8 protein-coding genes are annotated in these 15042 nt (G+C 48.7%); 6 read left to right on the forward strand and 2 right to left on the reverse strand.

Features of this window, described 5'->3' with window-relative positions; all coding sequences use genetic code 11:
- Nucleotides 1–46 precede the first annotated feature (46 nt).
- Entirely contained in the window at nt 47–4315 is a 4269-nt protein-coding gene (fdhF, locus tag ACF8OV_RS22775; protein ID WP_203504160.1) for a formate dehydrogenase subunit alpha, read from the reverse strand.
- 242 nt (nt 4316–4557) lie between these two features.
- On the opposite strand from fdhF, the gene ACF8OV_RS22780 reads away from it, so the two are divergent.
- The 5 genes from ACF8OV_RS22780 (at nt 4558) to ACF8OV_RS22800 (ending at nt 12210) form a co-directional block, all read left to right on the forward strand.
- On the forward strand, nt 4558–4977 hold the full coding sequence (locus ACF8OV_RS22780; protein WP_024703333.1) for a hypothetical protein: 420 nt from the start codon (nt 4558–4560) through the stop codon (nt 4975–4977).
- Nucleotides 4978–5195: 218 nt separating this feature from the next.
- Nucleotides 5196–6602 carry a TolC family protein gene (locus ACF8OV_RS22785; protein ID WP_025625312.1) on the forward strand — a complete coding sequence of 469 codons (1407 nt, stop codon included), beginning with the start codon at nt 5196–5198 and terminating at the stop codon, nt 6600–6602.
- A 103-nt stretch (nt 6603–6705) separates the two neighbouring features.
- Complete coding sequence (locus ACF8OV_RS22790; protein WP_025625313.1) at nt 6706–8421, forward strand: efflux RND transporter periplasmic adaptor subunit; 1716 nt, start codon at nt 6706–6708, stop codon at nt 8419–8421.
- 2 nt (nt 8422–8423) lie between these two features.
- The gene (locus ACF8OV_RS22795; RefSeq protein WP_203504162.1) at nt 8424–11564 is read left to right on the forward strand and encodes an efflux RND transporter permease subunit; all 3141 of its coding nucleotides are present in this window, start codon (nt 8424–8426) and stop codon (nt 11562–11564) included.
- 64 nt (nt 11565–11628) lie between these two features.
- Entirely contained in the window at nt 11629–12210 is a 582-nt protein-coding gene (locus tag ACF8OV_RS22800) for a cupredoxin family protein (RefSeq protein ID WP_021450693.1), read from the forward strand.
- Between the two features lie 119 nt (nt 12211–12329).
- On the opposite strand, the gene ACF8OV_RS22805 is transcribed toward ACF8OV_RS22800, so the two are convergent.
- Entirely contained in the window at nt 12330–13679 is a 1350-nt protein-coding gene (locus tag ACF8OV_RS22805) for a ferric reductase-like transmembrane domain-containing protein (RefSeq protein WP_180761037.1), read from the reverse strand.
- Nucleotides 13680–13921: 242 nt separating this feature from the next.
- Here ACF8OV_RS22805 and ACF8OV_RS22810 point away from each other — a divergent pair, with 242 nt between their 5' ends.
- On the forward strand, nt 13922–14773 hold the full coding sequence (locus ACF8OV_RS22810; RefSeq protein ID WP_005459715.1) for a carbenicillin-hydrolyzing class A beta-lactamase CARB-18: 852 nt from the start codon (nt 13922–13924) through the stop codon (nt 14771–14773).
- Nucleotides 14774–15042 lie beyond the last annotated feature (269 nt).

The following is a 15042-nucleotide window of genomic DNA, read 5'->3' on the forward strand; positions in this document are numbered from 1 at the left end:
AGCTTAAATGCAATTTCTCAACTCGCCAGTGCGTGAAGCGTTGATGTTAGACGTGGTGTACCGCCTCCTCGACAGGCTCTGGTTGAGCGGCCGTTTCACTGATTTCAATCTTAACCGCTGCGACTTTGAATTCAGGAATTTTCGCATGCGGGTCCGTTGCCGTAGTCGTCAAGCGGTTGACTGGCGACTCAACGAAATGAAAAGGAATAAACACGACGCCTTTTTGCATTCGCTTGGTCACAAACGCATCAATTTCGATGCTGCCACGACGAGTCGACACTTTTAGGCGCTGACCATTATGGATACCAATTACTTCGGCATCTTCAACACTGATCATCGCTCTTGGCCCAGCAAGGTTATCCAACCCTTTCGTTTTGCGCGTCATCGTACCGGTGTGGAACTGTTCTAGCACACGCCCTGTTGTAAGCACCAAAGGGTACTCTTCATCAGGCAACTCGGCTGCATAACGGAACGGCACGCCCACCATTTGCCCTTTCCCTCGGGTAAATTGGGTTTGGTGCATAATACGAGTACCGTTTGGATTGTTCTTGTTACTTGGCCATTGAACACCGTTCGGCGTGATCGCGTCCCAACGCAACCCTGCATATTGCGGCGTTACACGCGCGATCTCGCTAGTGATTTCAGAAACGCACTGGTAATGCCAATCGCTGCCCATCGCGTTTGCGATCGCTTGAATGATCCACCAATCTTCTTTCGCCTCACCCGGCGCTTTCACTGCCGCATTAACGCGCTGCACGCGTCGCTCAGTATTGGTGAAGTGACCGGATTTTTCCGCAAATGAACAAGAAGGCAATATCACATCGGCGTACTGCGCCGTCTCGGTGAGGAAGATGTCTTGCACGACCAAGAAGTCGAGTGCTTCCAACCCTTCAATCACGTGTGCTTGGTTTGGATCACTCAGTACTGGGTTTTCGCCCATGATGTACATCCCGCGAACTTCTCGTTTGCACGCCGCATCGATGATTTCCGTTAGGGTAAGCCCTTGCTCAGAAGGTAAGTTCGGCGCATCCCACTCAATCGCGAATTTCTGACGAACAATCGGGTTATACACTTTTTGATATCCCGGATAGCAGTTCGGCAAAGCGCCCATATCACACGCACCTTGTACGTTTGATTGACCGCGCAGTGGGTTAATACCACCACCCTCAATACCGATGTTGCCACACAACAATTGCAGGTTTGCAATCGAACGAACGTTGTCGTGCCCTGTTGTATGCTGGGTAATACCCATTGAGTAATACACCGCCGTGCGTTTTGCCGTACCAATCATTCGCGCCATCGCGAAAATATCGTCCGCTTTTATGCCCGTCACTAACTCAACTTTGTCAAGGTTGTACGCTGGCGACATTACCTCTTGAAGCAAGGTATCAAAGCCGTCGACGCGCTCTTCGATGTATTCTTGATCGTACCAACCATTTTTGATGATTTGCTGCATCACGCCGTTGAGCAACATAACATCCGTGCCCGGACGATGCGCTAAGTACAGCTCTGCATGTTCGGCCATGTCCACTCGTTTCGGGTCTGCCACAATCAAGCGTGCCCCGTGATGACGAATCGCCTGTTTGATGTGCGAAGCGATGATCGGGTGCGCAGATGTGGTGTCAGAACCGATAATAAAGATCACATCGGAATGCTTAATGCTTGGAATGTCGTTGGTCATCGCACCACTCCCCAACGATGCTTCAAGCCCTGTCACACTTGATGCGTGACACAAACGTGCGCAGTGATCAACGTTGTTCGTACCAAGTTCACGACGGATGAATTTTTGAAACGCGTAGTTATCTTCGTTAGTGGTTTTCGCTGAAGAGAATCCGGCCAGTGCGTTGCTACCAAAATCTTGCTTGATGGTCGAAAGCTTCGAAGCCACTAGCTGAATCGCTTCGTCCCAACTCGCTGGCTGCAACCAACCATCTTTACGAATCAGTGGTGTCGTTAAACGCTCTTCGCTGCTAATGAAATCAAAACCAAAACGGCCTTTCACGCATAGCATACCTTGGTTAACCGGCGAATCCGCCCCTTTTACATAGCGGATTTTATTTTGTCGCTCATCGACAAACATGGTCAACTTACAACCCACACCGCAGTAGGTACAAATGGTATCGACGGCTTTTAACTGTTCGGTTCTGCCTTGAGAGCGGTCACGGCTGTCCACCATCGCGCCCGTTGGACATGCCTGAACACACGCACCACATTGCACGCATTTTGAATCGCCCATGAGCGTCAAACCACTGCAACTTGCGCCTTTTTCATCGGAGCAGAATCGTGGACGATCATCTGGTCGTAAAGCTGGTCGGCCATTTTTATCCGACACAAAACTCAACACACCATGTACCGCTTGCTCGCGGCATGCTTGAATACACTGACCACAACTGATGCAGCGGTTAGCATCAAATTCAATGAACTCAGAACTGCGGTCTACTTCGTATTTGTGACGAAGATCTTTCGCTCGCAAATCGAGCCAATCTTGATGACCAATCACGCTAGCAGAGGAAACGTCCACAGAAACATCGAAATGTTGCTCGGCATGATATTCCGTCGAGTAATCTCGCAAGGCACAGTCGGTATTCGCTTGGCAACCACACTCTAAGCAGCGCGCCGCTTCTTTCATGGCCTCTTTGTTATCAAAGCCAAGTTCCACTTCAGCAAAACTCTGCTCACGCTGCGCTGGGGTCAACTCTGGCATGATTGAACGAGCAACTTTTTGGATATTTTCAAAATGAAGTGGGTCTACCTGCGCCAGTTTTTTCTCTTTACGAGAGTTGAACGCAGGTTTCGGCATATCCGCCATATCGCCATTGAGGAACAGATCAATCGCTTTTGCCGCAACTCGCCCGTCTCCCACTGCTTCAACCGCTGTCGCAGGACCACGACGAAAATCACCGATACTGAAGATATTGCCCGTACCCGTGTGCATGGTTTGCGAGTCGGACTCAGATGTGTTCCAACGCGTTAGTGGAATAGACAAATCATCGTTTTCTAAGAAGCTGAGATCCGGCTTTTGCGATACCGCTGCAATCACGGTATCAAATGCTTCAGTAAAGAACTCACCCGTTGGTTTCGGGCTACGACGACCAGACGCATCTGGCTCACCTAACGCCATTCGCTCTAATCGAATTGCCTTCACCCGGCCGTTTTCATCCGCGATGTTTTCCGCCGGATTCGTCAAGAAATGGAACTTCACGCCCTCATGTTCAGCTTCGACGATTTCGTAGTCTTCGGCCGGCATTTCGTCGCGAGTTCGACGATAGATCAAAGTGGTATCGGCACCCGCACGACGCGCCGTACGCGCACAGTCGATCGCAGTGTTACCACCACCAATCACGGCAACTTTTTTGCCCGTAACGTAGTTTTGTTCTGTAACATAATCTTTCAGGTAATCAACACCGAGATAACAACCGTCCAAGTCGCTACCAGAATAATTCATTTCTACCGCTTGAGACGCCCCCACTGCCAAACAGACAGCATCGTAGTCTTCACTCAATTGAGACAGCGTAAAATCAACCCCAAGCTTTTTGTTGGTTTCAACTTGCATGCCGTTGCGGCACATCAGTTCGATTTCTTTGTCTAGAATGTCTTTGGGTAGGCGATATTCAGGAATGCCGTAGCGTAGCCAACCGCCTGCTTTTGGCATGGACTCAAATACGGTGACGTCATAACCTTCATTCGACAAGTAATAACCTGCCGTTAAGCCACCGGGGCCACTACCAACAACGGCGATCTTGCGATGCTTCGCTGTTTTTTTCTCTGGGACATACGCTTCATGCGCCGCTAGATCTGCATCTGCGGCATGGCGTTTGAGTTGGCGAATGGCAATCGGCTCATCCACCAAAGAACGGCGACACTCACTTTCGCAGAATGCCGGACACACGCGCCCAATAGACAACGGCATTGGCAGTGTGCGTTTAATAACTTCAATCGCTTTTTGATGATCGTTTTGCGAGATATGGTAGAGGTAAGATTGGATGTCTACCCCAGCAGGACACGCCGTTTTGCATGGAGCTTCACAGTCGGCGTAGTGGTCCGTCATGATTCGGTTGAGCGCTTTTCTGCGGTGCTCACTCAGTTGTTCTGATTGCGTGACGACATTGAGACCGCGGTACACTTTGAGGTCACAGGCGCGCTTAGTTCCGCCACTTTCCACTTCGACAACACACAAATCACACGGAATTTTCTCGTTACTTTTGTTCATTCCGCACAGTGAAGGGATTTCGACCCCACACACTTTGGCTGCTTCCAGAAGGGTTAGCCCCTCTTCTACAATTCTATATTTTCCATCGATGACAATTTCTATCATACAACCCCCGAAGCAGGCATGTTAAACCTTACATTCTATAAGGATAACCCCTACCATGGAAAGTTCGTGTGACAAAAAACTCAATAAAGAGATATTTATTGGCGATTAATATGTCTAACCTCTCCCAAGATGTACCAAATATCTCACGCTTACTTGGGGGTGAATGCTTGACTTTCCCCCTAGGGTAACCTTTATTATTAAGCGGTTACTCGTTATTTACACTCATTTTGACTGGACTCCGTATGCGCCTTAAATCACTGCATACAATTTGGCTAACGTTATGTACAACGCTGATACTGCTGGTATCTAGCGTGGTTAATAGCGCGCCTTTAATGAGTATCAAAATGATGTCGAGTGGCGCTATGATGCCTGAACACATGACAGAAATGGCAAGCGCGAACGATCACTGCGGCTCCCAGAGCATGAGCATGGAGATGGCCTTATCGTTGAGCTCCGACTCTACAGAAATGACCATGAGCTGTGTTGATGGCTCCGGCATGATCCACAATTGCTGCACAGCATCTTGTTCATTCGTTTTCGTCCCGTTACCAGCCCCTGTCAGCCAGCTATCCCCACTGGCTTATCGCGCATCCATTGCCTCAGAAATCACCGCACCAGTGGTACAAGTCACCCATGATTTGTATCGGCCTCCGATAGTTTAATCCATACAAAGTATTCGACCCTGCATCCCTTTGCAGGCAGTTTCTTTGCGCCCAACTGATAGCGTGCTCACCTCAGCTATTCGCTCGTAACTCCATTTGTTACCTGCTATTTAGCGATAAAAAAGTGCGTCATCCGTTTGGCAAATACCAACGCTCTCCCGCTCGGTTCAATCGTTCCCGAAACGCAAAAGAGCTTGGTATCAATTTGGATGTAAATTATGGAATTCAACCCAAATCGCTTAGTGGCACCAGTATGCTCACTGGCTCTGGTTGCCCTACCGGCTTTCAATGTGGTGGCGCAATCGCCAACCAATACGAAAGCACAACAAGAAGCGCAAGCTCAATCAACCAATGAGCTAGCAAACCTCATTAGCGTTGCATTGAGCAACGATGGCAACCGCAAGCAGTTCTATGCTCAATCGGAAGCGATGCGCGAAACAGGCGTAGCCAGCGCAACTTTGATGGACCCGAAACTGAAAGTCGGTTTTGGTGGTTTGCCTGTCGATAGCTTCAAATTTGACGAAGATCCGATGACCAATATCTCCGTCGGTTTGATGCAACAGTTCGAACGTGGCTCGACGCTCGATCTCCAACAAAAGAAAGCCAATCAACAAGCCGATGGTTTGTCTCTGCAAGTTCACGCACGGGAGCTTGAAGTGGCAAACAGCATGACTCAGCTTTGGTTGGAGCTGGGCTATCAGCAGAAGGCAGAGCAAATTTTGCTAGAAAACCGTCGGCTCATGACGGAAATGGAAAACTTCATTCAAACCAATTACTCAATCGGCAAAAGCGAAGCGCAAGATTTACTGAATGCACAGCTTCAAGTGAGTAAGTTGGATGAAAAGCTGCAAGCCAACGCACAAATGCAGCGCCGTTTGGTCTCGCAACTCTCAGAATGGTTGGGCTCTGACTGGCTCAATACCTATACCCAAAACGGACGCTCAACACTTCAAGCCAGCAACACACTGACTTGGGCGTCATTGAACCAAAAGTTGTCTGCAAATAGCGAAACGACCAAGCACTACCAACAGTTGAGTGATCACCCGATGGTGAAAATGGCAGACGTAAGTATTTCTGCCAATGAAACTCAAGTGGACATTGCAGAGCAAGCTTACACGCCTCAATTCGGTGTGGAAGTGATGTACGCTTATCGTCAAGCCAACAATATGAAAGGCGAACCTGCATCGGATTTGGTGAGCGCGTATCTAACAATGGACATTCCCCTGTTCACTGGCAATCGCCAAGACCGCAACTTAGCCGCCGCTCAGTATCAAGTGGGTGCTGCTCGCTCACAAAAAGATACGTTACTGACTCAGATGAACGCGAAGGTCAACACATTGCTGGTTGATCGCGCCAACTTGAGTCAGCGTTTAGAGCGTTATCAATCCACCTTACTTCCCCAAGTTCAAGCTCGTATTCACGCGGTAGAAAGGGGTTATCAAAACAACACCGCACAGTTTAATGACGTGATCATGGCAAGCACAGACGAGCTGGCGCTAAAGCTCGAACAGCAACGTCTTATTACCGATTTAAACATCGTAAACAGCAACTTAGCGGCTTTATTGGGTGGTTTCGAATATCAAGTATCCGCACCCAACATCACGCCTGAAGCAAGCGCGAACTAAAACAAAAACATAAAAGAACCCAAGTTTGGGGACGATGGCGAATGCACACCAATAAACAATCAACATCGCTGTCATGCCTCATGGGGAAAATAAGGAATTAGGAATGAATTCAAATTCAATCAAGATAGCAACCATCGCTCTGCTTGTTGGCGGGGCACTAGGGTTTGGCGTTAATCAGTACCTATCTGGTGCAAACCACGACATGAGCGGCACAGGCGGTAGCACGGCGAGCAGCTCAAACGAGCCCCTCTATTGGGTTGCGCCAATGGATCCAAATTATAAGCGCGACAAACCGGGCAAATCGCCAATGGGCATGGACTTGATCCCAGTGTACGCCGAAGACCTCGCAGGTGAACAAGACAAACCCGGCACGGTGAAAATTGACCCATCAGTTGAAAACAACTTAGGTGTAAAAACCGCTCAAGTCTCTTTAGAGCAACTTTCACCTCGAATTGAAACTGTTGGCTACATCGCGTTTGACGAAAGCCATTTGTGGCAAACCAACGTTCGCGTGGCGGGCTGGGTTGAAAAGCTTTACATCAATGCCGTGGGTGAAAAGGTCAACAAAGGCGATGTGCTGTTCACGCTGTATTCGCCTGAGCTAGTCAAAGCACAAGAAGAGCTGCTGAACGCCTACCGAACTGGGCGTAGTGGCCTAGTGAAAGGCGCGACAGAACGTTTGGTGACACTGGGTGTTGATCGTTCTCAAATCAGAGCCATCACTCAACGTGGGAAAGCATCACAAACTATTGAAATTAAAGCTCCGGAAGATGGCGTCATCGCGAGTTTGAACGTTCGTGAAGGTGGTTACCTATCCCCTGCTCAAGCGGTGATCAGCGCGGGCCCACTTGAAAACGTATGGGTGGATGCCGAAGTGTTTGAGCGCCAAGCTCACTGGATGAAAGCAGGCAGCGACGCCACTATGACGTTGGATGCGATTCCGGGTAAAGAGTGGCAAGGCAGCGTCGATTATGTGTATCCAATTTTGGATCCTAAAACGCGCACGCTTCGTGTTCGTCTTAAATTCTCTAATCCCAATGGCGAGCTGAAACCGAACATGTTCGCCAATATTGCCTTACAACCTGTCAGCGACAACGCGGTGTTAACCATTCCAAAGTCTTCCGTTATCCGCTCGGGGGGTATGACTCGCGTCGTGCTGTCTGAAGGAGACGGCAAATACCGCTCAACGCGCATCGAAGTCGGGCGTGAAGCTGACGACAAAATCGAGGTACTACAAGGCCTGACTCAAGACGATCGCATCGTAACCTCAGCTCACTTTATGTTGGATTCAGAATCGAGCCAAACGGCTGATCTATCGCGCATTTCATCACCGACCGAAGCCACTTCGCAAACGGCTTGGACGAAGGGCGAAATCACTGATGTGATGAAAGACCATCGCATGTTGACCATCAACCACCAGCCCGTACCAGAGTGGGATTGGCCGGGGATGGTTATGAACTTTACCCTCGCTGACGGCGTCGATATGGGCTCGCTGCAAAAGGGCCAAGCTATTGAGTTCGAAATTCAAAAAGCCGCGTCGGGTCAATACGAAATCGTTGACTACAAAGCCGATGACACCGTTCTCGCGACTGACGTTTGGGTAACGGGAGACATCAGCATGCTAATGGCGGATTTTGGCATGATCACGCTCAATCACCTTCCGGTTTCAGAATGGAACTGGGATGCCGGTGAAATGAACTTCTCTGTGGGTGATGAAGTGGATTTATCCGGTTTCAAGGAAGGTCAGAAAGTCCGATTTCTAGTTGAAAAACAAGGTTCTGACTACGTTTTGAAACAAATTGAAGCGATCGAGGGCTAACTATGATTGGAGCAATTATCCGCTGGTCACTCAACAACCGCTTTATGGTTTTGATCGCGACCTTAATGCTTGTTTTAGCAGGACTTTACAGTGTAAAGAATACGCCTGTTGACGCAATTCCGGATCTTTCTGATGTTCAGGTGATCATCAAAACCAGCTACCCGGGTCAAGCACCTCAAGTGGTGGAAGATCAAGTGACTTATCCGCTAACCACCGCGATGCTCGCCGTACCGGGTGCAGAAACCGTTCGTGGGTATTCGTTCTTCGGGGATTCGTACGTTTACATCATTTTCAACGACAATACCGACATGTACTGGGCACGTTCACGTGTTTTGGAATACCTAAGCCAAGTTGCACCTAAATTACCACCAAGTGCAAAACCAACCTTAGGCCCAGATGCAACGGGTGTGGGCTGGGTCTACAGCTATGTATTGCAAGACAAAACGGGTCAACATGACCTTGCCGAGCTGCGCAGTTTGCAAGATTGGTTCTTAAAGTACGAACTGCAAACCGTCGATGGCGTTTCTGAAGTCGCAACCGTAGGCGGTATGGTTAAGCAGTATCAAGTCCAGATTGATCCGGCGAAGCTGCGTGCTTACAACTTAACGCTGCAACAAGTAAACATGGCGATTCAAAACGGCAACCAAGAAACGGGGGCATCCGTAGTTGAAGTTGCTGAAGCTGAGCACATGGTTCGCACCACCGGTTACTTGACCAGCATCGAAGACATTAAATCGCTGCCGCTTAAAGTGACCGACAAAGGTACACCGCTCTTATTGGGTGACATTGCTGACATCAACTTAGGTCCACAAATGCGTCGCGGTATCTCTGAGCTTAACGGCGAAGGTGAAGCGGTGGGTGGCGTGATCGTGATGCGCTATGGCGAAAACGCAAGTGAAGTGATCAGCAAAGTTAAAGACAAGTTAGAAGATTTACAGCGTAGCTTGCCGGATGGTGTTGAAATCGTCGCCACTTACGACCGTTCTACGCTGATCAATGCAGCTGTCGATAACCTTTGGAAGAAATTAGCGGAAGAGTTCATCGTCGTAGCCATCGTCTGTGCGCTGTTCTTGTTCCATATTCGCTCTTCATTGGTTATCGCCCTGAGCTTGCCTGTAGGCATCCTTGCAGCGTTTATCGTGATGCATTCTCAAGGCATTAATGCCAACATCATGTCGCTCGGGGGGATTGCCATCGCCATCGGTGCAATGGTGGATGGTGCCATCGTAATGATAGAAAACGTCCACAAGCACATTGAGCGAACGCCACTCACGGATAAGAACCGCTGGCAAGTGATTGGTAAAGCCGCTGAAGAAGTGGGTGCGCCCCTATTCTTCTCGCTGCTTATCATCACGTTAAGCTTTGTTCCAGTGTTTGCACTGGAAGGTCAAGAAGGCAAGATGTTCTCTCCTCTCGCCTTTACCAAGACGTATGCCATGGCATCAGCGGCAGCACTTGCGATCACGCTCGTGCCAGTTCTAATGGGCTACTTTATTCGCGGTAAAATACTGCCAGAACATAAGAACCCTGTTAACCGTGGTCTGGTTGCGCTGTATCGTCCATTGCTTAATCTGAGCTTGAAATATCCGAAAGCGATGATCGTACTGGCGCTCGGCCTATTGGCATCGGCGTACTACCCAACTAGCCAACTAGGCAGCGAATTCATCCCACCATTGGATGAAGGCGATTTGATGTACATGCCGACCACCTACCCGGGCATTTCCATCGGTAAAGCACGTGAGTTGGTTCAGCAAACCAACAAGCTGATCAAAACCGTACCGGAAGTTAAAACGGTTTGGGGCAAGATTGGCCGTGCAGAAACCGCCACCGACCCTGCACCACTCACCATGATTGAAACGGTAATTCAGCTCAAACCTCATGACCAATGGCGTGAAGGCGTGACCACAGAGTCATTGCGCAAAGAGTTCGACAATCTCGTGCAGTTCCCGGGGCTAACCAACGCATGGGTAATGCCGATAAAAACGCGTATCGACATGCTTGCGACGGGCATTAAGACGCCAATCGGGATCAAAATCGCAGGCCCAGACCTGAAAGAGATCGAAAAGATTGGTGCACAGTTAGAACCTATCTTGAACAACGTTCGCGGCACTTCATCGGTTTATGCCGAGCGTGTAGCCGGTGGCCGTTACGTAACAATCGACATTAAACGCCGCGCTGCCGCGAGATATGGATTGAGCATCAAAGACGTTCAGCAAGTCATCTCAACCGCTGTCGGTGGTATGAATGTTGGAGAAACCATTGAAGGCTTGGAACGCTACCCGATTAACGTTCGCTACCCGCAAGACTACCGTGACTCTGTGGTTAAGCTGCAAAACTTACCGCTAGTGACACCAAATGGAGCGCGTATTGCACTCGCTGATGTCGCTGACATTCGTTACGAAGACGGTCCGCCGATGATCAAAACTGAAAACGCACGTCCTAACGGCTGGGTGTTTGTGGACATTGATGGCCGCGACCTTGGTTCTTACGTGGTGGAAGCGCAGCAAGCAGTGGCTGACCAACTGGTGCTCCCTGCTGGATATTCGCTCGCTTGGTCTGGTCAATACGAATACATGGAACGCGCGAAAGACCGCTTGAGTGTGGTCGTGCCGATAACCTTGGTGATCATCATGATGTTGCTTTACTTCAGCTTCCGCCGTGTGGGTGAAGTGCTGATCATTATGCTGACTCTGCCTTTAGCGATGGTTGGTGGCTTGTGGTTGATGCACTACCTCAACTACAACTTCTCCATCGCTGTGGGGGTCGGATTTATCGCTCTCGCCGGCGTTGCGGTGGAGATAGGCGTCATCATGCTGGTGTATCTCAACCAAGCGTGGCACCACAAAAAACTTCACTCAGAAGAAAACCAACAAGCTCTGCAAATTGGTGATTTAACCGATGCCATTCGAGAAGGTGCGGGGCTGCGTGTACGTCCGGTCATGATGACGGTTCTCACGGTCATCATTGGCCTTATCCCTATCATGTATGGCTCAGGTACTGGCTCTCAAGTCATGCAGCGTATTGCTGCACCAATGATTGGCGGCATGGCCTCTGCCCTACTACTGACTCTGCTGGTGTTACCAGCAATCTTCAAACTGTGGAAGCAGCGAGAAGTCAACAAAACTCAAAACCCAGAGAAATAAACAACAAGCGCCATTGTACAAACTGCAATGGCGCACTACCTCATTGACAGTAAAGGAAATCAACATGAAAAAGACCCTTATCACTCTTGCTCTAACTATGGTATCAGCAGGCGCATTCGCGCAAATGGATAACTCGAACATGAACCACGACAACATGGATCACGGCAAAATGGACCATGGTTCGATGTCGATGGATAACATGAACATGGGCGAGATGCCGATGGATCATTCAAAAATGGATCACTCCAACATGCAAGGCATGGCAGGAATGTCAGCAGTGGGTATGCCAGCGAATGGGGCGAAACCGGATAAAGTCGTCCATGTAATTTTGAGCGATGACATGAAAATCACCTTCAAGAAAGACGTAAAAATCGAACCGAACGACGTCGTGCAGTTCGTGGTGATGAACACGGGCAAAATCGATCATGAGTTCACCATCGGTTCTGCAGCAGAGCAACTTGAGCACCGTGAGATGATGAAAAACATGTCAGGTAATCACATGCACGACTCAGGCAATGCTGTCACCGTAGAACCGGGTAAAGCAAAACAGATTTTGTGGCACTTCCACGGAGACAACAACGTAGAGTTTGCTTGTAACATTCCAGGCCACGCAGAAGCTGGCATGGTCAAAAAAGTGAAGTTGTAAGGTTATAAGTAGGCTTCGGCTTAAACAAGATAATCTAACGATGACAATACGTTAGACATGAATACAACAAGACAAAAGGAGCTGCACTCAGCTCCTTTTTGTTTCGTTCATCCTTGTCACTATCGCATGACGAACAGCTCTTCATGGTAATGACGTTCGGTATCGACGCGATAAGCATTCAACTCTTTTTTCAGTGTTTGCGAAAAAGCTTCAGGCCCGCAGAAATAGAACTCATAACGCGCTAAATCGCCACATTCGCTCGCGATACGCTCTACGTTAAGTCGAGGAGACACCGCCGTATCAATCACGTTCAGCTTCACTTGCGCAAGACGTGCCATTTTCCACAACTCGTCCACTAAATGACTGTCCAAACCTCGCGTGCAGTAAAACAAATGCACAGGAGGATGCGTTTTTAGCGATTTGAGTGACGCTAAGATGGCAAAGAACGACGCGACCCCAACACCACCCGCAATCCAAATCTGCGGCTTATTGACGTCAAACGCCAAGCGTCCGTAAGGGCCTTCAACCATCACTTCTTCACCAATTTTAACCCTGTGGTACAAATCCGTGGTGAAATCACCCAACTCTTTGATCAAAAAGCGTACCTCTGGTTCATGCTCACCTGAAACAATCGTAAACGGATGCGGATCTTCATTACCAAAACGAACATAAGCAAACTGCCCAGCTTTGTGTCCTTGCCAAGGTTTTCCTTGGCCGTTATTGCTTGGCGCCAAAACCAACTCCATCACTCGTGCTTGAGGGAAGTAGCGAGTCGACACCACTTTAGCGGGATGACGATTCGCTCGTCCGACAAAACCAAGCAAGCTATAAACGGCAGCTGCAGAGCCCATCAAGGCAAAGCCCAAAGCAACGAAATGAATTGGTTCACCCCAGTACGCGTGCTTGATCAGCAAAACGGAGTGAACAGCAATCATCAAATACACAGCAGCCATTAAACGATGCGACAACTTAAATGGCTTGTATTTAACAACCGTCCACAGTGACACCACGAGCAATGCTAAGAGCAGGTAAAAACCCCACTCCCCCAAACCAAGCCCCACATCGCGCAGCTCTTTGACCCAGAGCTCTAAACCGACAAAGTTGTTCCCAGAAGGCCCAACCCCGGTGTGTTTAATTGGTTTTTCGAGCACTCCTGCCGACACTAGCCATTTTGGCACTTTATACGTCAACCAATGCACGACTCCGAGGCTAACCCCCGTAATGCCGAGCCATTTATGCACACGATAGGCCTTATCCATCCCGTGAACCCATTGCTCGATCACAGGTAAGCGCAGCGCAAGCACCATCGCAATAGACATCAAAGCTAACGACAAAACACCAGAATATTGAATAAGCGCGGAACGCCATTGGAAGAATTGGGTCGAGGACAGCAGTTGCGGTTCACTCATCCACCACAACACAGACACGGCGGCAATTATCATCCATACAAAATTTCGTACAGTTTTCATGAACATCACTCTCAAATTGACGACAACTCTAGTTTAGTTTTTCTAGCGTAATGCAACGTCAATATTCGTAAAGTTGAGTAAACCCACAATATACCTAAGGTCAATAACAAACTTGGAGGTATTGCGCAGAATCCTACAGAAAATCGACAGGGATTTAACAGTGGTTAGAGTATTCACTCGTTATAGTTTGCTTAACATCGCCAAAGTGCGAATCAAAACCAAAAGAACGAAGAACTCCACGCATGAAAAAGTTATTCCTGTTGGTTGGGCTGATGGTTTGCTCAACTGTTAGTTACGCCTCCAAATTAAACGAAGACATCTCCCTCATTGAGAAACAAACATCTGGGCGAATTGGAGTGTCAGTCTGGGATACACAAACGGACGAGCGTTGGGATTATCGCGGAGACGAACGTTTCCCATTAATGAGCACATTCAAAACGTTAGCGTGTGCCACCATGCTAAGCGACATGGATAGCGGCAAACTCAACAAAAATGCCACAGCGAAAATCGATGAACGCAATATTGTGGTTTGGTCTCCGGTGATGGATAAACTGGCTGGACAAAGCACACGCATCGAACACGCTTGTGAAGCCGCCATGTTGATGAGCGACAACACCGCCGCGAACTTAGTGCTAAATGAAATTGGTGGTCCTAAAGCGGTCACGCTGTTTTTGCGATCTATTGGCGACAAAGCAACGCGACTTGACCGATTGGAACCCCGTTTGAATGAAGCAAAACCGGGCGATAAGCGAGACACCACAACTCCTAACGCCATGGTAAACACCCTACATACCTTGATGGAAGATAACGCCCTATCTTACGAGTCACGCACACAGCTGAAAATCTGGATGCAAGACAACAAAGTATCGGATTCTCTCATGCGCTCTGTTCTGCCAAAAGGCTGGTCGATTGCAGACCGCTCTGGCGCAGGTAACTACGGTTCACGCGGCATTAGCGCGATGATCTGGAAAGACAACTACAAGCCGGTTTACATCAGTATTTACGTCACAGACACTGACCTTTCGCTTCAAGCTCGCGATCAGCTGATCGCGCAAATCAGCCAACTGATTTTAGAGCACTACAAAGAAAGTTAAGCTCGAACTCGAGCAACCAAGCCCTTCTCATTCAGAGGGGCTTTTTCTTACTTTTTCTTACCTGTTCTCTCAAATGCTTAACAAACCTCTCTTATTCTTGCTGTCTTCGCTACGCTTTACCGAATGGTCACCTCTTGCTAATTAGGCATAAAAATTATCGGTTTAGACATGAGTTCAAGCTCACATTAAGCAACCTGACACTCACAAGTGGCGAGAAATAAACCATACTCTGTTAAAGGAACGTATTTTTCTTGAAAATAGCTGCGTGT

Origin of the sequence: Vibrio sp. GLN_1, assembly GCF_043106015.1 — a bacterium.
Classification (GTDB): domain Bacteria; phylum Pseudomonadota; class Gammaproteobacteria; order Enterobacterales; family Vibrionaceae; genus Vibrio; species Vibrio parahaemolyticus.

Bases quoted from the DNA above. Each gene is read 5' to 3' on its own strand.
- fdhF (WP_203504160.1), bottom strand. From the start codon at position 4,315: ATGATAGAAATTGTCATCGATGGAAAATATAGAATTGTAGAAGAGGGG.
- ACF8OV_RS22780 (WP_024703333.1), top strand. From the start codon at position 4,558: ATGCGCCTTAAATCACTGCATACAATTTGGCTAACGTTATGTACAACG.
- ACF8OV_RS22785 (WP_025625312.1), top strand. From the start codon at position 5,196: ATGGAATTCAACCCAAATCGCTTAGTGGCACCAGTATGCTCACTGGCT.
- ACF8OV_RS22790 (WP_025625313.1), top strand. From the start codon at position 6,706: ATGAATTCAAATTCAATCAAGATAGCAACCATCGCTCTGCTTGTTGGC.
- ACF8OV_RS22795 (WP_203504162.1), top strand. From the start codon at position 8,424: ATGATTGGAGCAATTATCCGCTGGTCACTCAACAACCGCTTTATGGTT.
- ACF8OV_RS22800 (WP_021450693.1), top strand. From the start codon at position 11,629: ATGAAAAAGACCCTTATCACTCTTGCTCTAACTATGGTATCAGCAGGC.
- ACF8OV_RS22805 (WP_180761037.1), bottom strand. From the start codon at position 13,679: ATGAAAACTGTACGAAATTTTGTATGGATGATAATTGCCGCCGTGTCT.
- ACF8OV_RS22810 (WP_005459715.1), top strand. From the start codon at position 13,922: ATGAAAAAGTTATTCCTGTTGGTTGGGCTGATGGTTTGCTCAACTGTT.